The organism is Methylobacillus glycogenes JCM 2850 (assembly GCF_000617925.1).
Classification (GTDB): Bacteria; Pseudomonadota; Gammaproteobacteria; order Burkholderiales; family Methylophilaceae; genus Methylobacillus; species Methylobacillus glycogenes.
Genome location: NZ_BAMT01000003.1, coordinates 109,696 through 127,374 on the forward strand (window position 1 = coordinate 109,696; position 17,679 = coordinate 127,374).

The following is a 17,679-nucleotide window of genomic DNA, read 5'->3' on the forward strand; positions in this document are numbered from 1 at the left end:
AGCCATGACACTAGGTCCCATTATGCTAGACGTGGTCGGCACCGAGCTTAGCGCTGCCGATATTCGCCGTATACAACATCCGCTGGTCGGTGGCGTCATTCTGTTTGCGCGCAATTTTGCCTCCCCAAGCCAGCTCAAGGCGCTGACCGAGAGCATACACGCGGTGCGCCAGCCACCGCTGTTGATTGCGGTTGACCATGAGGGGGGGCGGGTGCAGCGTTTTCGTGAAGGATTCACGCGCATTCCACCCATGCGCGAATTTGGCAAAATCTGGGATGAACATCCGCGCAAGGCCAGGCAGTTGGCAGAAGATGCTGGCTGGATCATCGCCTGTGAGCTGCGTGCCCATGGCATAGATTTCAGCTTTACCCCGGTGCTGGACATGGACTATGGCGAGAGCCAGGTCATAGGCGATAGAGCCTTCCACGGCAAGGCCCAGGCTATTAATGAACTGGCGTTCTCGCTATTGCAAGGCCTCAAGCGCGGGGGCATGGCAGCGGTGGGCAAGCATTTCCCCGGTCATGGTTATGTCGTGGCGGATTCCCATGTCGCCATTCCGGTGGATGAGCGCGAATTTGACCAGATTGCCCAGCATGACATGCAGACCTTCCGCCAACTGATAGACGATGGCATACAAGCCATCATGCCTGCGCATGTGATCTATCCCAAGGTAGACGACAAACCAGCGGGCTTCTCCGAGCGCTGGCTGCAGAAAGTGCTGCGCCAGCGTCTGGGCTTTAACGGCGTGATCTTCAGTGATGATCTTTCCATGGAAGGTGCAGGCGTGGCAGGGGATGTCACTCAGCGCGCATTGGCAGCGCTGAATGCTGGTTGCGATATGGCGCTGCTGTGCAACCAGCCAGAACAGGCCGATGAGTTACTGGCCAATCTCAAATGGGATGTACAGGCCCAGAGCCTGGCCAGATTGGCACGCATGCATGGTGGCCGTCATCCCTCGGATATGGTCGCTTTGCATGAAGACCCTGACTTTATGCGTGCGGTGCATCAGGTAGGCATGGTAGGCAAGGCTGATGGTGAACTTCCTTTTGTTTAGGCATTTAGGCTTTAGCCTGCGGGAATTGGCTAGGCTGAATGCTCAAACCCGGCAATATTGTTAACAGGGTGTTAACAATGCGCGAATAATCCATATAAATTAAGCGCCACGGTTGAAACTTTGCTGGTAATTGGCTAGTCTTACTGCCAGTCTTGGTTTAACCAGTGCTTGATTGATGGCTGCAATTGTTTTTAGCTTCATTGCTGATTAACCAGGCATCGCGTTTTTTATAGGGGAATACATATGCAAACGAATTACCAAGTCGCTAATACCCAGGCCTTGCCCGCAAGCGCCCACAAGGTATTGCGCAACACTTACATGATGCTGGGCCTGACCATGATCCCAACGGTGATTGGTGCATTCATCGGCATGACCATGAACTTCTCCTGGATGGCGGGTAGCCCCATCCTGTCCACACTGATCATGCTGGGCGTGATGTTTGGCCTGTTCTTCGCCATCTCCGCCAACCGCAACAACTCCTTCGGTGTGGTGCTGTTGCTGGCACTGACCTTCTTCCTGGGTGTGATGCTGGGCCCCATCCTGCAAGTAGCGCTCAATCTGCGTAACGGTGGTCAAATCGTCGGTCTGGCTGCAGGCGGCACTGGCTTGATCTTCCTGACACTGGCCGGTATTGGTGCCAGCACCAAGCGTGATTTCAGCTTCATGGGCAATTTCCTGCTGGTAGGCCTGGTGCTGCTGATCATTGCCTCCCTGGCAAATATGTTCTTCCAGGTGCCTGCTGCATCACTGGCGATCTCTGCCGTGGCTGTGTTGCTGTTTTCTGGTTTCATCCTGTTTGATGTTAACCGCATCGTACGTGGTGGCGAAACCAACTACGTGATGGCAACCCTGGCTTTGTACATGAACATCTACAACCTGTTTGTTAACTTGTTGCACTTGCTCATGGCGCTGATGGGTGAGCGTGATTAATTCTTAGCTACTGCAAAAAACCCGTCCTTGTGGCGGGTTTTTTGTTGGTATCATCCAGATGCTTTTCTTCTCTTGGTAATGTACTAATCCATGTCAGATATCACCGCCAGTTGGCCCTCGCTGGGTGCGGCCATTAAACAGCGTACGCCCGGTGTACCCATCACCAAATGCCTGATTGCGCTCAATCTGCTGGTGTTTGTGCTCATGTTGTTCAATGGCGCTGGCTTTTGGCATTCCCCCAATCAGGTACAACTTGCCTGGGGTGCCAATTTTGGCCCGGCGACTCAGGATGGCGAGTGGTGGCGTCTGGCCACGGCTTTGTTCCTGCATTTTGGTACAGTGCATCTGACACTGAACATGGTGGCGTTCTGGGATGGCGGTCAGCTGGTTGAGCGCATGTATGGGCATTGGCGTTATCTGCTGATCTATCTGGCCAGTGGCTTGGGCGGCAATCTGCTGTCATTGGTGTGGCAGGGGAATCAGGCTGTATCGGGCGGTGCTTCTGGGGCCATTTTCGGTATCTATGGTGCGCTGATTGTGTTTCTCTGGCATGAACGTGCCGATCTTGAAAACCGCGAGTTCCGCTGGTTATTTGGCGGTGCCTGCGTATTTGCGCTGGCCACTATTGCGCTAGGGTTCATGATCCCGGCCATAGACAATGCCGCGCATATAGGGGGTTTTGTCACGGGCATGCTGACGGGTGTGATCGGCATGCGCAGCCTGCGGGCTGAGCATAGCATCTCTAAAGTTGCCAGACTGGCCGGGGCTGGGCTACTGCTGGCAGCCATTGTGGTGATGCTGAACAACCTGCCTGTGCCGCGCTATCGCTGGGGCGATGAATTACTGCTGCAAAAACAGATTAATGCCTTTATGAGTGAAGATCAGGCCATCAACCGCTCCTGGCTCAAGATAATGCATGAAAGCAAGCAGGGCAATGTGACCTATCTGGAATTGGGTGAGCAGATCGAGAACGATATCTCTGAGCGCTATCAGGAAAGCTATGAGGCCCTGAAACAACTGCCTTACGACCCAGCCCTGCCTTCGGCCGCCAAGCTGGAAAGCATATTGCAATACACCAAGCAAAAGCGCGATGCCTCGCAGGCACTGGCCGATGAGGTCAAGCGTGGCAAAAACCTGCCATCGCGCCAGTAAATCTTCTGCCTAGTCGCGGGGGGCGCTGGCTCTGAGCTTTTCCAGCCCAATCACTGCCAGCGACAATAGCCAGAGCAAGCCCTTAAAGGTATTCATGACCGGAATCAGGCTCCAGAACACGCTACCGAGTATCTGCCTGCAGAGCATGGATTTGAAACAGGCGGTCTTGTAGATGGTAGACAGCAGGCATAAACCCAGCGAGAAAAAATACACCACCAGATAGGGCTCCCAGCTCATGGTGACTCCTCTTCAAGTTTGGCAGATTGGGACTTTGCGGCTTTGTGCAATTGCCTGCGATGCTGAAAAAATCGGCTCAAGGTGCTGCTGCAATCCTCTGCCAGCAAGCCGCTTTCAACACTGGTATGGTGGTTAAGCCTGGGCTCATCCATCAGATTGATGACACTGCCACAGGCCCCGGTTTTGTTATCGTGCGCGCCAAATACCAGCCTGGCTATACGCGCGTGCTGTATGGCTCCGGCACACATGGCGCAGGGTTCCAGCGTGACATACAGCGTACAGCCTACCAGGCGGTAATTACCCAGATTCCTGGCAGCATCCCGCATGGCGCGGATTTCGGCATGAGCGGTAGGGTCATGCCCGGCGATAGGCGCATTGCTGCCACGGCCTATGACCACGCCATCCTTGACGACAATAGCACCTACGGGCACTTCCCCAGCCAGCGCGGCTTCCTGCGCCAATCCCAGTGCCAGGCGCATGTAATCTTCATCATTCAAGGCTTGAGCTTTTCTATCCATAGGCGAAATTCTGCCACGGTTTGGGCTGATCTTGGCATGCCATAACGCAGCGCCAGGTAGAGCGAGGTAATCTCTTGCAGGGTTTGCGCATGTTGCGGCAATTGCTGGCTGGCGCGCTGGGCCAGAGCTGTGGGGCTTTCACTGGGGTGGCTATGGATACCCAGTTTAGCCAATCGACGTAAATAATCCTGATATAGACGTTGCAGCGGTGTGCTCTTGCCGCGGCTACGCCGGAATAGCAGCAGGCTAAGCAGGCCCAGTATGCTGAACAGGCCTATGAGCATGCTGCTGATCAGCCAGCTCCAGTCTACCTTCTTGCCAGTAAGGCGTGAGAACAGTTCAAGCTGGCGTTGCTGGTTATAGCCCAGTACCCATTGGTTCCAGCCGTTGTTGACTGCATCCCAGTTCTGGTAAAGCTTGTGCAATAGCGGAAATTCAGGCCTGGCCATCAGTGGCAGCACGGCTTCATCTGGCAGAGCGAAATTCAGGCCGCGTTCCACGCGAGTAGGCGAGACCGCCGCAGTGGGGTCTACTCTGACCCAGCCTTGATCCTGTAGCCAGACCTCGGCCCAGGCATGGGCGGAAGACTGCCGCACGATAAGGTAGCGCCCCACCGGGTTAATTTCGCCGCCTTGATAACCCAGCACCACGCGCGCCGGAATGCCAGCCGCGCGCATCAGAAAGACAAAGCTGCTGGCGTAATGCTCGCAAAAACCACGTTTGCTGTTGAATAAAAAGTCATCCAGCTATCGCTGCCCAATGGCGGTGGCGACAAGGTATAGATAAAACCTTGTTCATGCAGCATGTTCAAGGCGGTTTTGATCACAGCTTGTGGTGCTTGTCCTTGCCACTGCTGTGCCAAAGCTCGGCTGCGCGGATTGCCGCTGGCTGGCAGTTGCAAGGTCAGGGCACGCGTTTGTGGATTTAATTCCGCAGCTAGTCGGTATTGGGTTTGCGAAGTGGCGGCATAACGCATGCGCGTACGCACAGGTTTGTCCGCCAGCACCTGTCTAGATGGCGAGAATCTGGCATTGTCGGGCAGCGTCAGCGGCATATCCAGCATGAACAGCCAGCGGCGGTTGTGGGGCTCAAGCGTGACACTGTAATTCAATTGGCTGGCTTGCTCTGGCGTACGCTCGCTCAGTGCTTCTGGCTCAGTGGCAGGGGCTGCCTGCTGCCAACGCCTGCCATCAAACTGATTCAGCACCGGGCCGCGCCAGTAAAGCAAATGAGCGGCAGGGATGCCTTGCTCGAACTCGGCACGGAATGCCACGGCAGGCGAAAGGCTGAGTTCACTGATGCTGCCGGGCTCCATCTCATCGGATAAGCCACTCATGCTTTTGTAGGCATCCTGCGGTACACCCCACAAGGGCCCAGGAACGCGTGGGAAGAACAAGAACAGCAGCAGCATGATGGGCAGACCGTGCAATAACAGGGCTGTGGTTGTGCGCAGCCGCAGGGAAAGCGCCATGGTGCCCTGGGGGTAACTGCTGCCCACCAGGCTGGCAGTCAGCACAAATACTGGCACTAGCAGATAAAAGCCCAGCAGCAGGGACTGGCTGAATAAAAAGGTGGTGATGCTGAAAAAATAGCCCGCAAAGATCAGCACCACAAAATCGCGGCGGCTATTGGTTTCCATGAATTTGAGCGCAATCATGAGGGCGAGGAAGGCCACACTGGCATCACGGCCAAACAAAGTGCCATGTTGCAGATAGATAGAGCCTATGCCCAGCAGATTGAGACCCCAGAGCAACCAGACCTTGGGCATGGACCAGCCCTTGATGTTGAGCAGCAAACGCCAGCTGGCAAACAGCACAATCAAGCCTGTGACCCAGGGCGCAAAATAGCTGAAATGCATGGCCATGGTCAGCAACATGGCGCTCAACAGTATTACCAGCTCGCTCAGGCTGGGTGGGGGCAGTGCCTGGGCCTGTGCCAAAACTGTGCTGGAAGCTGCACCTATTTTTTTGTCTTGAGTGGCCATAGGCTGGGTTTACCTTTGCCCCAGCAATGCCAGCGCGCGCAAACAGGCATGGTAATGGACTTCACCATGCGCTGACTCCAGGGTGATGCCGGGCAATTGCAAGCCATAGCTGAGGGATTGCTCATGGGCGTCCATCACCCAGCGTGTTAGCTGACTGAGTCTATGCTCCAGGTTTTTGCCCGGAGTTTGCGCCAGGTCCAGCCAGCATTGCTCATGCGCAGCGGCATGAAAATCCCGGCTATATAAGCCTTGCTCGCGCGAGGAGGCTTTCCAGTCTATGCGTCGTGGCGAATCGCCTGCCTGGTAGGGTCTCAGGCCGGAAAAATCATCGTCACCACGGCGTAAAGTCTCACCTTCGCTGCCGCCGGGAATGGCTCCTTCAGGCAGGGGCAGGCCGGGCTCGGCGGGGGCGGGGTATATCAGGCAGCGCAGCGGGCTGGGAAAGCTGGTCCAGACCCGGTACAGTCCAGCCGGGAAGCTGGTGGAGAGTGCAATAGGCTCCACCTGCATCCAGCCCCGTTGCTTGCTGGCCAGGCTCAGCGTTAATGTAGCCGAGTGACCAGCGGCAATATCGGTATAAACCGCTGTTTCCAGCGCCAGGGCCGCGCCCACGGCATAGCGTGCACGTTGTCGCTTATCACTCAGCTCCAGTTGCAGCTGGATATGCTGCCCGGCAAACACAGGGGCTGGAGCTGAGGCATTGACTTGCAGCCAGGCCAGGTTGCGCCAGGTGTGCAGCATGCTGGACAAGGCCATGCCGACAATAACAAACGTCAGCAGAAAGCCCAGGTTGAGACTGTAGTTGATGGCGGCCAGCAACATGCATAACAACACGATGCCTAAACCCCAGCCAGCGCGACTGGGCAGTATGTAAATGCTGTGTGGCCCCAAAACAAGAGGTAGGGTAGGGGGAGGGCGCTGACGGCGCCAGCGTGCAGGGAGCTTAAGGGATGGCAACTGCATTCAGCAGGTATTGCGCACTATTGAGTATCTGTTTGCCAGCGCTGGCGGGAACAGCCTGTAATCTATGACCAACCACGCCAGGCAATACCGCCTGTATATCTTCAGGCGCAACGAAATCACGACCATGAATCAATGCCCAGGCCTGGGCGCATTGACGCAAACCCAGCCCTGCTCTAGGTGAAAGTCCAGCGACAAATTGCTTGCAGTCGCGGCTGTGCTGCAACAGCGCCTGCAAATAATCCAGCAAGGGGTCAGAGACATGAATAGCGTCAACGGCTTGCTGCAAAGCCAGCAGCCCCGCAGCATCTATGGCCGCCTCAGGCTTGTGTATGCCATGCCTGCCGCCATTGTTTTGCAGCAGGGCACGTTCAGAACGTGGGTCTGGATAACCCAGCTTGATGCACATCAAGAAGCGATCAAGCTGAGACTCTGGCAGTGCAAAAGTGCCAATATGGTGACCGGGGTTTTGCGTGGCAATCACAAAAAATGGCTTGGGCAGGGCGCGGGTTTCGCCTTCCAGCGTCACCTGACCTTCTTCCATGACTTCTAGCAAGGCGCTCTGGGTTTTGGGTGAGGCACGGTTGACCTCATCGGCCAGCAATACTTGGGTGAACACTGGCCCAGGGTGAAACTTGAAGCTGGCGTCATTGCGGTCATAAACCGAAATACCGAGAATATCGCCTGGCAACAAGTCACTGGTGAACTGTACGCGGTTGAATTCCAGGCCCAGTACTTGGGCCAAGGTGTAGGAGAGGGTAGTCTTGCCCATGCCGGGCAAGTCTTCTATCAGCAGATGCCCCCGTGCCAGCAGGGTTGCCAGCGCCAGTTTGATCTGGGTGTTTTTACCCAGTATGACCCGGCTGGTGTTAATGAGGATGTTGGCGATGACTGCGGGGGGGCTGCTGCTCATAAGATAAGAATCACTCTACACGTTGTTTCTGGCCCCAGCGTACCAGGACAAAAGTCAGACCCAGCATCAGCCCGGCACCTACCCAGAGCAGCACTTCCATCGGGTCTGGCACCACTTCTTGCACTGGCATGATGATGAGCTTGCGCAGCACCAGCACCATGGCCACCTCGATAAAGGTTTCCACCTCCAGCTTGGCCCCCATGAGGTAGCGTATCTCCGCCGAGATCAGGGCTGAGATGGACCAAAGCAGCATCAAAGTGCCCAAGGCATTGAGGAAGCCGTGTACCAGATTATTGGAAAAGACCGCGACCCTGACATCAAGGAAGAACAGCCAGGCGAACATCATGACCGAGACTGCCAGGGCCAGTCCTATCGTGATGTGGGCAAAACCGTTGAGCCAGAGCATGGCGCGTATGGTGTAACGGTTGATGACGTTGAATTCCCTGGGAAAATGGTTTTGTGCCATGAAACGCTGATGATCCTGTATCGTTGTTATTGTTGCCTATTGTTTATTGCCTGCCTGCGTAATGCTCCCCTTGCGGCTGGCGCCATATCTGGTGCGGCTGTCCACGACATAAGCACCAGATTGTCAGTGTACTCAAATTTTGCCAATGCCGATATCACACTGCGTGATGCCAGGGCTAGTGCTCTTGCTGGTTCAGGTTGGGCCGGGCAGAAAATCCTGCAGCGGTATCGCCATGAGTTCCTGCAGCAACCATTGCTGCGCCTTGCCGCCATTGCTGCGCCAGGCGGTATAGCCAACCACGTCGGTCTTGGGTTCGGCGACTTGCCTGATAAGCAGTTCACCGCGGGCAGCATGGTATTCAGCCAGTCCACGTGGCAGATAGCCCACACCCAGGCCCTTGATCTGCGCTAGCGCCTTGCTGGGGATATCCGGCACAGACAGGGTGTCCTGGCCGTCCAATATGCCCGAGGTCTTGGGTGGTAGACTGCGCGAGCTATCGGCAGCCGATACCGAACGGTGTTGCTGGATATCCTGATTGCTTAACGGTTCTGGCAACTGCGCCAGCGGGTGGTGCGGTGCCACCGCAAAGACAAATTCCACCGTGCCCATTAGCCGCGTAGTGTAGCCACCGCCAGGTGGGCCTTCACCCGGTGCGCCTATGGCAATGTCGGCTCTATTGCTGATCAGCGCATCCCAAGTGCCACCATAGACCTCGCGCAACAGGCGTAAGCGTGTGCCGAATCCTTGCGCATAAAAGCGCGTCATGATCTCGTACAAAGGTTCCAGCCTTAGCAAATCGCTGATGGCGATGCTGAGGTCGGTTTCAACCCCGGTAGCTACCCGCCGCACGCGGCATTCCAGTTCACCTGCTGCTTTCAGCAGGTGGCGTCCCTCACGCAGCAATTCATTGCCCGCATCGGTAAGCCTGGCCTTGTGGCCGCTGCGATCAAACAGCTTGATATCCAGGCTGTCTTCCAGCGTGCGTATGGTATAGGTAATGGCAGAAGGTACGCGATGCAGGCTTTCTGCCGCTGCGGAGAAACTGCCTTCGCGGTCTATGGCATCCAGCACTTCCAGTGCTTCTATAGAGAGCCTGATGCTCATGCACTCAACTCCCTGGCAGGCGTGTCATATTCGCGCACCCAGAACAAGGTAGCCCCTGCAATGGCGGCTGGCATCATGATCAAATTAAGCCCGGGCACCCACAGCGCGAGGTAAACGCTACCCCCGAAACCCAGGCTTTTCCAGCGTCGTGCCCGCAACCAGCTCAGCATGTCCTGCCAACCAAGTTTGTGATTGTCTGCCGGGTAGTCGAGATACTGCACACACATCATCCAGCTGCCCCAAAGCAGCCACAAAGGGCTGGCCAGCAGATTGACACCAGGAATCAAGGACAGCAGCAGCAAGCCAGTTGCGCGTGGCAGAAAATATATCAACTTGCGCAGTTCGCGCCCCAGGGTGCGCGGCACCAATGCCAGCAGCTCTGCCATGCTGAAAGCCGGGAAGTTATCTTGCCCGCGGATCAGTACTTCCACTTTTTCTGCCAGCAAGCCATTGAAGGGGGCCGCAATCAGGTTGGCAATCAGGGTAAAGCTGAAGAAGATCATGATCAGCAGCAACAGCACAAACAAAGGCCATAACACATAAGCCAGAAAATCCAGCCAGCTGGGCAGGGTGGCAAGCATGGCGTGCAGCCAGCCATCAAAACCTTGCACAGACCAATACAGCATCAGCCCGAACAACAGCAGGTTGATCAGCAGCGGCAGGATGACAAACAGGCGCAAACCTGGTGTCCAGATCAGGCTCAAGCCCTGCAGCAGATATTGCGGGCCAGCTAGTTGGCTAGTGGGTGTAGGCGAGGGGTTCATAATTTTTGAACAATATATACAAATTTCTTTGCTATTAATACCGCTGGCGTTTCTCTACCATGGGCTTCATTGATTCAGGCAGCAAGCAAATCGTAATTTTATACATTCAAGAATATTGAATATACCCAGCAACAGCATGCCCACAGCCCTGTTGCCACATAAGGAGCTTATGATGATCCAGCTAAGAAAGTCCCAGGAACGCGGTCACGCCAATCATGGTTGGCTGGATAGCTACCACTCCTTTTCCTTCTCCAGTTATCAAGACCCTGCGCATATGCAGTATTCGGTGTTGCGCGTGATCAATGAAGATGTAATTGCCCCTGCCATGGGTTTTGGCATGCATCCACATCGGGATATGGAAATCATTACCTATATGTCAAGGGCGAATTACGCCATGAGGATAGCCTGGGCAATGGCTCGGTGATCAAGGCGGGTGATGTGCAGCGCATGAGCGCGGGTACTGGCATAGTGCACAGTGAGTTCAATGCCTCTAAGACCACGGTGGCACATCTCTTGCAGATCTGGTTACTGCCAGAACGTGATGGGATAGAGCCAGGCTACGAGGAAAAGCATTTTGCAGCAGAGCACAAGCACAACCGCTGGTGTCTGATTGCCTCCAGAGACGGACGCGAAGGTTCGTTGCGTGTGCATCAGGACATTGCACTCTATGCAACAGTGCTGGCTGAAAATCAACAGCTGGAGTATGCAGCACAGCCAGGCCGCAGCCTCTATATTCAGATTGCCCGCGGCAGTGCAACACTGGGTGACAGCTTGCTGGAAGCCGGAGATGCCGCCAAGGTCGACGCGGCCAAGCTTGATGAGCACTTATCTATCGTTATTAGCGCTGGTGAGGAGGCCGAGATTTTACTGTTCGACTTGCCTGCGCATTCCACATTACCATCACATTAAAGGAAAGCATCATGAGCAAAATCGTTGTCGTGTATCACAGTGGTTATGGTCATACCGAAGTTCAGGCCAAGGCTGTAGCCAGAGGCGCGGCCAAGGTGGAGGGTAGCGAGGTCAAGCTGCTGAATGTTGAAGAGGCGCAACAGCAATGGGACACCCTCAACGCTGCCGACGCCATTATCTTCGGCAGCCCCACCTATATGGGCTCAGCCTCGGCGCAGTTCAAAGGCTTTATGGATGCAAGCTCCAGCATATGGTATCAGCGTGGCTGGAAAGACAAGGTAGCCGCTGGTTTCACCACCTCGGCCAGCCAAAGTGGTGACAAATTGAACACCCTGATTCAGCTCACTGTGTTTGCCGCACAGCATGGCATGATCTGGGTAGGCAATGATTTACTGCCGGGGAACAATAGCAGCACAGGTTCAGTCAATGACTTGAACCGCCTGGGTGGTTTCCTGGGGGCGCTGGCACAGGCCAATAGTGACCAGGGGCCGGATGTGGCGCCGTTGCAGAGTGATTTGCTGACGGCAGAGCACCTGGGTGAGCGGGTTGCGCTCATTACTAAAAAACTGCATGCCTAGCGCATGCTCGTAAGTTGCAAGCTTGATAAACCTAAAAACACAAAAGAGGATATGCAATGAAGAATTCAATCGCCAAACTCGGCCTGATCGCTGGACTTTTTAGCTTAAGCAGCCTGGCCATGGCCGAGGTAGACCATTACGAAATCGACAACAAGCATAGCTTTGCCAATTTCTCCATACGCCACGTCGTAGCCAAGACTTCTGGCACCTTTAGCGATGTGACGGGCAAGCTGTCTATTGATAAAGACAACCTTGCCAACTCCAGCGTTGATGCCAAGATTAATGTATTGAGCATTAATACCAGCAATGCCAAGCGCGACGAGCATATCAAGAAGGAAGAGTATCTCAATGCTGGCAAGTTCGGCGAGATTCACTTTGTCAGCACCAAGGTGGTGGGTACTACTGCTAGCCAGGGCAATGTAACTGGCAAGCTCACTATCAATGGCGTGACCAAGGAAGTGACCTTCCCATTTGCAGTACTTGGCTTCGGTAAAGATCCCTGGGGCGGCCTGCGCACTGGTATTGAAGCCAAGACCATCATCCGTGCCTCTGATTTCGGCTATACCTGGGCCGCCAAGGCTGGTGCGCCTGTAGGTGATGACATTGAAGTCACCTTGCTGATCGAAGGCGTCAAGAAGTAAGCAGCATTCATCCATCTGGAAATTGATTGCACAGCGTCCGCAATGGCCAAGCACTTGCGGACGCTGTGCAATTTTGCATGCCTTATCTGCATGCATTCATGCATAGGAGTCTTACCATGTCCCAGGATTTGTTCAGCCCCACCAAGCTAGGCAGCATCCAGCTTGCCAATCGTATTGTCATGGCCCCATTGACGCGTAACCGTGCGGGCCAGGGCAATGTGCCACAGCCTATTAATGCCGAGTACTATGCCCAGCGCGCCTCTGCTGGCCTCATCATCACTGAGGCCACGCCTATTTCTGCTACTGCGCATGGTTATCCTGCCACGCCAGGTATCCATGACGCGGCCCAGGTAGAAGGCTGGAAGCAGGTGACCGCTGCCGTGCATGCCAAGGGCGGCAAGATAGTGCTGCAACTCTGGCATGTTGGCCGTATCTCTCATCCCTCGTTGCAGCCTGGCAATGCCTTGCCAGTTGCACCTTCTGCCATCAAACCCGCAGGCCAGGCCTTTACCTATGAAGGTCTGCAGGATTTTGTTACACCGCGCGCGCTGGCAATAGAAGAATTGCCCGGCATCGTCGCTGACTATGCGCGTGCCACCCGCAATGCGCTGGACGCAGGTTTTGATGGCGTAGAAATCCACGCCGCCAATGGTTATTTGCTGGATCAGTTCCTGCGCGATGGCACCAACCAGCGTCAGGATGAATACGGTGGCAGTCTGGAAAATCGCACGCGCTTGTTGCTGGAGGTAACCAAGGCCGTAGTGGACGTGGCAGGAGCCGAGCGTGTGGGTGTGCGTATTTCGCCGCTCAACCCCTTCAATGACATCAGCGATTCCGCTCCGCAACGTCTGTTCAACCATGTGGCCAGCAGCCTGAGCCCATTTGGCCTGGCTTATTTGCATGTGGTCGAAGGTGGCATGGGCGGGGAGGCGACACCTGATTTTGATTTTGAGGACTTGCGTCGCCAATTCAAGGGCGGCTATATTGCCAACCTCGCTTATGACAAGGCGCGCGGCAATGCTGCCATTGCCTCCGGCCATGCCGATGCAATTGCCTATGGCGCTATTTACATCGCCAACCCTGACCTGGTGGAGCGCCTGCGCCAGGATGCGCCACTGAACACCCCTGACCAAGCCACTTTCTATGGTGGTGACGCCAAGGGTTATACCGATTACCCAACCTTGCAAGGATAAGAAAATGAAGAAACCCGCTACCACCCGCGTTGCGATTGATGAAACCATTGCGCAGCGCTGGAGTGGCCGTGCCTATGACGCTTCCAAGTCTGTGACAGCCGATCAGACCATCGCTTTGCTGGAAGCGGCCCGCTGGGCACCTTCCTGTTATGGCGACCAACCCTGGCGCTTTATTGTCTGGGATAGCAACAAGGACAAGGCCGCCTGGCAAAAGGCGTTTGATACCTTGGTTGAGTTCAACCAGGGCTGGGTCAAGAACGCACCGTTGCTGTTCCTGATCGCCGCTGATACCAAGTTCAACCACAATGGCAAACCCAACCGCTGGGCAGCCTATGACACTGGTGCTGCGGCCGAGAATATCTGCCTGCAAGCTACCGCTTTGGGCCTGATGGCGCACCAGATGGCAGGTTTTGATGCCGATAAGCTGCGTGCTGCTTTCGAGATTCCCGAGCAGATTGAGATCATTGCCATGATCTCAGTAGGCCATCCCGCCGACCCTGACACTCTGGATGCAGAAACCCGTGAACGCGAAACCGCAGCGCGTAGCCGCCGCGAACTGGGTGAACTGTTCTTTGATGGTGCCTGGGGCAAGCCTGTGGTTTAAGACCATCATTTAGCCTGTCGCTTACTCTCTGGTGCTATCTGTGCTGGAGAGTAAGTGGGTCACTGATTTGTCTATGATGCGCACCGCATAAACTCAGCCAGTAGGCCGCAATCAGGCTAGACAGGTCTGTTATAATGAAAAATTCCATCCATTAGCGGGAAGTCATCATGCCGGTCTTGCAGCTGAACAAAGCCAATTTCAAAAGCACCATAGAAAGCAATGATTTTGTCATTGTGGATTTCTGGGCACCCTGGTGTCAGCCCTGTGTGGCATTCACGCCTGTCTTTGAGGCCGCCTCTGAGCAAAATCCTGATATCGTCTTTGGCATGGTCAATACCGAAGAAGACCCGGAAATTGGCGAGTATTTTGAAGTCAGCAAGATTCCTGCGTACTGGTGATTCGTGAACAGGCCGGTATACATGCTCAGGTAGGCGAGATAGGCGCGCCTGCGCTGGATAAAATCATCGAATGGGCCAGAGCTTATGATATGACCCAAGTGCGTGAGTATTATGCTCAGCAGGCTGCAGCAGCGAAATAAGCGTTAGGTGTAAGGCGGCTAAAGGCCGCTGTCATCTGCAATAGAAAAAGGACAAGCAGGGTGCTTGTCCTTTTTTGTTGTGCGCCTGCAACTTGAATATCCGAAAAAACGGGTTCATACTCAAAGTCATGAGCGAAAAATCCACATCTCTGGAAGTTCAGCAAACTAGGGCTACTTTTACTGCCAAGCCACATGCTGGGCAGGTGGCTCCTGAAGCCTATGCGCAAGCCATGGCCATTGCTAGAGATCCAATACAGGCTGAAGCCTTCCTCAAAAAAGCCGGGCTTATTATTGAAGCCGGGAAATTAGCCCCTGAATACGCTGATTGAGTAGAACAAAAAATACACTAGGTCCAGTGATTGGGTATCACGGATGCGATCAAGAAATCGCTGAAAAAGTCTTAGCAGGGCTTGAAGGTCTTAAGCCCAGCGAAAATGATTACGATTGGTTAGGCCCAGGCATCTACTTCTGGGTGGATAGTAAAGAACGTGGCCTGCAATGGGCTACAGAGCAAAGTCAGCGACAATATTCCAAAATCAAAAATCCAGCGGTGATCGGCGCCTTTATTCATCCTGGCTTGTGCTTGAATCTGACGGATTATGGCGTGAATGAGGATTTGTTAGAGGCATATGATGTCCTTAAAACCTCTTTTGCATCCACCCAAACCGAGCTGCCTACGAATAAAACTCGCAGGAATGGAATTTTCATGCAGCGCCAGCTGGATTGCGCCACCATTAAAGTGCTCCATGAGATGCGTGAGTTGCACAATCAAGCTGCATATGACACGGTTTACGGTGTTTTTGAGGAAGGGGACGAGCTATTTGCTGGATCTGGTTTTAAAGCCAAGACCCATGTGCAGATCGCAGTATTGAATCAAGCCAGTATTCTGGGATATTTCCGCGTCGCTTAAATTTCTATCCAGCGTGCTGGTTCAGAAATCGCCCGTGGTAGCCAGGGTGTACAAGAAATAGCCGCCTATGGCCATCATGATATAAAGCGGGATATTGCCACGGCTGCTGAGTTCGCCACGTTCTGGCGCGGTCAGCCAGCGATTGGCAATATAAATCAGCAGAATGATGACCGGGATGGCCAGCATGGTCGTGGTGGATTCGAATAACTTGGCAAAGCCTTGCTGCAGCCAGCCATCTTCGCGGAACAGATGTACGCCCAAGCCTATGACGCCCAAGCACGCCAGCAATAACCTGCCTATCGCCAATAAGGTATCCAGTAAAGAGTCAGGCTTGCGTGGCTGTTTGCTCATGTCGTCCCTTTAATTATTCGAGTCTACTTATTCGAATCTGGATATCAAGCGCCAAATATATAACCCGGCGTAACCTAGCTGACGCCAGGCACAGCGGCAAACCTTAGCCTGGTGCTGCCGGTAAATATTTGGCCGGGTCTACCGATTTGCCCTGGCGGCGAATCTCGAAATGCAGCTTGGTCTTGTCGGCATCACTGTCACCCATTTCGGCAATCTTCTGGCCACGTGTGACCTGCTGGCCTTCCTTCACCAGAATATTGCGGTTGTGGGCATATACCGAGAGATAAGTATTGTTGTGCTTGATGATCACCAGCTTGCCGTAACCGCGTAGATCAGAGCCGCTGTAGATCACCTTGCCGGGGGCAGACGCATTGACGGCCTGGCCTGCGGTGCCGCCTATATCCAGACCCTTGGCATTGCCCGACTCACTGAACCCGGCAATCACCTTGCCATTGGTAGGCCAGGCCCACTCAATACCATCTTCGCTATTGCTGGCGGCACTGGCAGCAGGTGTAGCACTGCTGGCAGGCGTATTTGGCGCAGGTGTGGCTGGGGTCGCTGTGTTGTTGGGAGTTGCGGCAGACGCTGCTGGGGCGGCAGCGGTAGGCTGTGCCGCTGCAAGCTGCGGCTTGGGTGTAGCTGCGGGCGCATTCAAGGCAGCCAGGCTATAGGGTTCGCGCAACGCCTTGGGCTCAACAATCAACAATGGTACGCCAGAGGCTGCGGCAGGGCTGGCACTGGCTGCAGGCTGGCCGCCAGTGGCCGCTGGCGCGCCGCCATCAAGGTTAAGCGGGGTGATGATCACATCGCCATCCGCCACCTGAGCGGCTTGGCCAGGCACAGCACTTGGCAATGGCGCAGCATCATTAGCGCGTGCGGGTAATTTGAGTTGCTGACCGACGTGGATGGTATAAGCCGGGCCTTGGATATTGTTGGCTTGGGCAATTTCCTTGTAATCAAAGCCATATTCCAGACCCACGCTGTAGAGGGTATCTCCACGCTTGACTGTATGTGTATTGGGACGCCAATCCTGGCCGCTGGCAGCTTTGGCTTGCGGTTTTGCTGCAGCAGGCTTATTGGCCGCAGGGGCTCTATCAATCACAGGGGCATGTTCAGTGGTGGTACAGGCGGTTGCCAGCATGGCCAGCACTAAGGAGGCCACTAAAGGTGGAAAGGATTTGTAGGAGTGATTCATGAGTTGCATTAATTGGTTCCGCCCAGCAAGGGGACAAACTTGACTGCCTCCAGCTTGGTTTGTCTGAATTCTGACCCGGTGGCGGTTTTGATGTGTTCTATCAGATAAAGCGTCTGCTCTTCCGTGCCCACCGGGATTACCATGCGGCCACCGACAGCGAGCTGTTGCAGAAGCTCATCCGGGATATGCCGCGCTGCTGCTGTGACAATGATGCCGTCAAAAGGTGCAACCTCGGCTAGGCCCATGCTGCCATCTGCATGTTTAAGCTTGATATTGGACAGGCGCAGTTCGCGCAAATGCCCTCTGGCTTTCATCAAGAGCGGGCGTATGCGCTCCACCGAATAAACCTCTTTGGCAACCTTGGATAGCACGGCGGTTTGATAGCCGCAGCCTGTGCCTATTTCCAGCACTTTTTCCAGTGGGCGGCCATTGCGCAGGATTTCGGTCATGCGCGCGACGATATAGGGTTGGGATATGGTCTGGCCAAAGCCTATGGGTAGGGAAACGTCTTCATAGGCGCGCGAAGATAGCGCTTCGTCGACAAAGATATGGCGGGCAATACTGCCTAATGCTGCCAGCGTCACTTCGTCCTTGATGCCTTGTTCGCTAAGACGCCCCAGCATGCGCTCGCGCGTGCGCTGGGAGGTCATGCCTATGCCACGTAACGCCGAGCTCATA

General features: G+C 54.7%; 22 protein-coding genes and 2 pseudogenes. 12 read left to right on the forward strand and 12 right to left on the reverse strand.

Annotated features, from left to right (window positions below):
- Window positions 1-4: 4 nt before the first annotated feature.
- The 3 genes from nagZ to JCM2850_RS06645 all read left to right on the forward strand — a co-directional run bounded on the left by nagZ (window position 5) and on the right by JCM2850_RS06645 (window position 3,136).
- Window positions 5-1,054, forward strand: coding sequence for a beta-N-acetylhexosaminidase (nagZ, locus tag JCM2850_RS06635; protein WP_025870668.1), 1,050 nt, complete (start codon window positions 5-7; stop codon window positions 1,052-1,054).
- Between the two features lie 243 nt (window positions 1,055-1,297).
- The gene (locus JCM2850_RS06640) at window positions 1,298-1,984 is read left to right on the forward strand and encodes a Bax inhibitor-1/YccA family protein (RefSeq protein ID WP_025870670.1); all 687 of its coding nucleotides are present in this window, start codon (window positions 1,298-1,300) and stop codon (window positions 1,982-1,984) included.
- Window positions 1,985-2,074: 90 nt separating this feature from the next.
- Window positions 2,075-3,136 carry a rhomboid family intramembrane serine protease gene (locus tag JCM2850_RS06645; RefSeq protein WP_025870672.1) on the forward strand — a complete coding sequence of 354 codons (1,062 nt, stop codon included), beginning with the start codon at window positions 2,075-2,077 and terminating at the stop codon, window positions 3,134-3,136.
- Window positions 3,137-3,145: 9 nt separating this feature from the next.
- On the opposite strand, the gene JCM2850_RS06650 is transcribed toward JCM2850_RS06645, so the two are convergent.
- The 9 genes from JCM2850_RS06650 to cysZ form a co-directional block, all read right to left on the reverse strand.
- On the reverse strand, window positions 3,146-3,373 hold the full coding sequence (locus JCM2850_RS06650; RefSeq protein WP_025870673.1) for a hypothetical protein: 228 nt from the start codon (window positions 3,371-3,373) through the stop codon (window positions 3,146-3,148).
- The gene (gene tadA / locus JCM2850_RS06655) at window positions 3,370-3,891 is read right to left on the reverse strand and encodes a tRNA adenosine(34) deaminase TadA (RefSeq protein WP_036265678.1); all 522 of its coding nucleotides are present in this window, start codon (window positions 3,889-3,891) and stop codon (window positions 3,370-3,372) included. Before tadA ends, JCM2850_RS06650 begins: the two co-directional genes overlap by 4 nt.
- Window positions 3,867-4,637 carry a DUF4129 domain-containing transglutaminase family protein gene (locus tag JCM2850_RS22555; RefSeq protein WP_234406150.1) on the reverse strand — a complete coding sequence of 257 codons (771 nt, stop codon included), beginning with the start codon at window positions 4,635-4,637 and terminating at the stop codon, window positions 3,867-3,869. Before JCM2850_RS22555 ends, tadA begins: the two co-directional genes overlap by 25 nt.
- Window positions 4,568-5,875 carry a TgpA N-terminal domain-containing protein gene (locus JCM2850_RS17680; protein ID WP_234406140.1) on the reverse strand — a complete coding sequence of 436 codons (1,308 nt, stop codon included), beginning with the start codon at window positions 5,873-5,875 and terminating at the stop codon, window positions 4,568-4,570. Before JCM2850_RS17680 ends, JCM2850_RS22555 begins: the two co-directional genes overlap by 70 nt.
- Before the next feature lie 9 nt (window positions 5,876-5,884).
- The gene (locus tag JCM2850_RS06665; RefSeq protein WP_159105132.1) at window positions 5,885-6,709 is read right to left on the reverse strand and encodes a DUF58 domain-containing protein; all 825 of its coding nucleotides are present in this window, start codon (window positions 6,707-6,709) and stop codon (window positions 5,885-5,887) included.
- Window positions 6,710-6,818: 109 nt separating this feature from the next.
- Complete coding sequence (locus JCM2850_RS06670) at window positions 6,819-7,748, reverse strand: AAA family ATPase (protein WP_025870679.1); 930 nt, start codon at window positions 7,746-7,748, stop codon at window positions 6,819-6,821.
- A gap of 10 nt (window positions 7,749-7,758) precedes the next feature.
- A complete protein-coding gene (locus JCM2850_RS06675) occupies window positions 7,759-8,214 on the reverse strand; it encodes a phosphate-starvation-inducible PsiE family protein (RefSeq protein ID WP_025870681.1) in 456 nt (151 codons plus the stop codon).
- 192 nt (window positions 8,215-8,406) lie between these two features.
- Complete coding sequence (locus JCM2850_RS06680; RefSeq protein ID WP_025870683.1) at window positions 8,407-9,318, reverse strand: LysR family transcriptional regulator; 912 nt, start codon at window positions 9,316-9,318, stop codon at window positions 8,407-8,409.
- Window positions 9,315-10,082 carry a sulfate transporter CysZ gene (gene cysZ, locus JCM2850_RS06685; RefSeq protein ID WP_025870685.1) on the reverse strand — a complete coding sequence of 256 codons (768 nt, stop codon included), beginning with the start codon at window positions 10,080-10,082 and terminating at the stop codon, window positions 9,315-9,317. The genes JCM2850_RS06680 and cysZ overlap by 4 nt, the downstream gene beginning before the upstream one ends.
- 172 nt (window positions 10,083-10,254) lie before the next feature.
- On the opposite strand from cysZ, the pseudogene JCM2850_RS23885 reads away from it, so the two are divergent.
- The 9 genes and pseudogenes from JCM2850_RS23885 to JCM2850_RS17695 form a co-directional block, all read left to right on the forward strand.
- Window positions 10,255-10,550 (forward strand): annotated as a pseudogene (locus tag JCM2850_RS23885) (pirin family protein); the annotation flags it as partial.
- On the forward strand, window positions 10,530-10,991 hold the full coding sequence (locus tag JCM2850_RS23890) for a pirin family protein (protein ID WP_369384853.1): 462 nt from the start codon (window positions 10,530-10,532) through the stop codon (window positions 10,989-10,991). The pseudogene JCM2850_RS23885 and the gene JCM2850_RS23890, both read left to right, overlap by 21 nt.
- 11 nt (window positions 10,992-11,002) lie before the next feature.
- Window positions 11,003-11,569 (forward strand): flavodoxin family protein, encoded by a 567-nt coding sequence (locus JCM2850_RS06695; protein ID WP_025870687.1) that lies wholly within the window; start codon window positions 11,003-11,005, stop codon window positions 11,567-11,569.
- 56 nt (window positions 11,570-11,625) lie between these two features.
- Entirely contained in the window at window positions 11,626-12,210 is a 585-nt protein-coding gene (locus JCM2850_RS06700; RefSeq protein ID WP_025870689.1) for a YceI family protein, read from the forward strand.
- Between the two features lie 116 nt (window positions 12,211-12,326).
- A complete protein-coding gene (locus JCM2850_RS06705; RefSeq protein WP_025870690.1) occupies window positions 12,327-13,403 on the forward strand; it encodes an alkene reductase in 1,077 nt (358 codons plus the stop codon).
- 4 nt (window positions 13,404-13,407) lie between these two features.
- Window positions 13,408-14,007, forward strand: coding sequence for a nitroreductase family protein (locus JCM2850_RS06710; protein WP_025870692.1), 600 nt, complete (start codon window positions 13,408-13,410; stop codon window positions 14,005-14,007).
- 167 nt (window positions 14,008-14,174) lie between these two features.
- Window positions 14,175-14,545 (forward strand): annotated as a pseudogene (locus JCM2850_RS17690) (thioredoxin family protein).
- Between the two features lie 128 nt (window positions 14,546-14,673).
- Window positions 14,674-14,874 (forward strand): hypothetical protein, encoded by a 201-nt coding sequence (locus JCM2850_RS06720; RefSeq protein ID WP_148301209.1) that lies wholly within the window; start codon window positions 14,674-14,676, stop codon window positions 14,872-14,874.
- Window positions 14,871-15,455: a hypothetical protein gene (locus JCM2850_RS17695; RefSeq protein ID WP_036265679.1), complete on the forward strand. Its 585-nt coding sequence runs from the start codon at window positions 14,871-14,873 to the stop codon at window positions 15,453-15,455. The genes JCM2850_RS06720 and JCM2850_RS17695 overlap by 4 nt, the downstream gene beginning before the upstream one ends.
- A gap of 21 nt (window positions 15,456-15,476) precedes the next feature.
- Here the strand turns inward: JCM2850_RS17695 and JCM2850_RS06730 are convergent, their stop codons facing one another.
- From JCM2850_RS06730 to JCM2850_RS06740, 3 genes are all read right to left on the reverse strand, one after another.
- Window positions 15,477-15,806 (reverse strand): hypothetical protein, encoded by a 330-nt coding sequence (locus JCM2850_RS06730; RefSeq protein ID WP_025870696.1) that lies wholly within the window; start codon window positions 15,804-15,806, stop codon window positions 15,477-15,479.
- A 103-nt stretch (window positions 15,807-15,909) separates the two neighbouring features.
- A complete protein-coding gene (locus tag JCM2850_RS06735; protein ID WP_234406141.1) occupies window positions 15,910-17,010 on the reverse strand; it encodes a peptidoglycan DD-metalloendopeptidase family protein in 1,101 nt (366 codons plus the stop codon).
- Complete coding sequence (locus JCM2850_RS06740; RefSeq protein WP_025870701.1) at window positions 17,010-17,678, reverse strand: protein-L-isoaspartate(D-aspartate) O-methyltransferase; 669 nt, start codon at window positions 17,676-17,678, stop codon at window positions 17,010-17,012. Before JCM2850_RS06740 ends, JCM2850_RS06735 begins: the two co-directional genes overlap by 1 nt.
- Window position 17,679 lies beyond the last annotated feature (1 nt).

Coding starts and splice junctions, on each gene's coding strand:
- JCM2850_RS06720 (WP_148301209.1), top strand. CDS start 14,674: ATGAGCGAAAAATCCACATCTCTGGAAGTTCAGCAAACTAGGGCTACT.
- JCM2850_RS06735 (WP_234406141.1), bottom strand. CDS start 17,010: ATGCAACTCATGAATCACTCCTACAAATCCTTTCCACCTTTAGTGGCC.
- JCM2850_RS06675 (WP_025870681.1), bottom strand. CDS start 8,214: ATGGCACAAAACCATTTTCCCAGGGAATTCAACGTCATCAACCGTTAC.
- JCM2850_RS06700 (WP_025870689.1), top strand. CDS start 11,626: ATGAAGAATTCAATCGCCAAACTCGGCCTGATCGCTGGACTTTTTAGC.
- JCM2850_RS17680 (WP_234406140.1), bottom strand. CDS start 5,875: ATGGCCACTCAAGACAAAAAAATAGGTGCAGCTTCCAGCACAGTTTTG.
- JCM2850_RS06640 (WP_025870670.1), top strand. CDS start 1,298: ATGCAAACGAATTACCAAGTCGCTAATACCCAGGCCTTGCCCGCAAGC.
- JCM2850_RS06710 (WP_025870692.1), top strand. CDS start 13,408: ATGAAGAAACCCGCTACCACCCGCGTTGCGATTGATGAAACCATTGCG.
- JCM2850_RS06705 (WP_025870690.1), top strand. CDS start 12,327: ATGTCCCAGGATTTGTTCAGCCCCACCAAGCTAGGCAGCATCCAGCTT.
- nagZ (WP_025870668.1), top strand. CDS start 5: ATGACACTAGGTCCCATTATGCTAGACGTGGTCGGCACCGAGCTTAGC.
- cysZ (WP_025870685.1), bottom strand. CDS start 10,082: ATGAACCCCTCGCCTACACCCACTAGCCAACTAGCTGGCCCGCAATAT.
- JCM2850_RS06680 (WP_025870683.1), bottom strand. CDS start 9,318: ATGAGCATCAGGCTCTCTATAGAAGCACTGGAAGTGCTGGATGCCATA.
- JCM2850_RS06645 (WP_025870672.1), top strand. CDS start 2,075: ATGTCAGATATCACCGCCAGTTGGCCCTCGCTGGGTGCGGCCATTAAA.
- JCM2850_RS06740 (WP_025870701.1), bottom strand. CDS start 17,678: ATGAGCTCGGCGTTACGTGGCATAGGCATGACCTCCCAGCGCACGCGC.
- tadA (WP_036265678.1), bottom strand. CDS start 3,891: ATGGATAGAAAAGCTCAAGCCTTGAATGATGAAGATTACATGCGCCTG.
- JCM2850_RS06650 (WP_025870673.1), bottom strand. CDS start 3,373: ATGAGCTGGGAGCCCTATCTGGTGGTGTATTTTTTCTCGCTGGGTTTA.
- JCM2850_RS06670 (WP_025870679.1), bottom strand. CDS start 7,748: ATGAGCAGCAGCCCCCCCGCAGTCATCGCCAACATCCTCATTAACACC.
- JCM2850_RS06695 (WP_025870687.1), top strand. CDS start 11,003: ATGAGCAAAATCGTTGTCGTGTATCACAGTGGTTATGGTCATACCGAA.
- JCM2850_RS23890 (WP_369384853.1), top strand. CDS start 10,530: ATGAGCGCGGGTACTGGCATAGTGCACAGTGAGTTCAATGCCTCTAAG.
- JCM2850_RS06730 (WP_025870696.1), bottom strand. CDS start 15,806: ATGAGCAAACAGCCACGCAAGCCTGACTCTTTACTGGATACCTTATTG.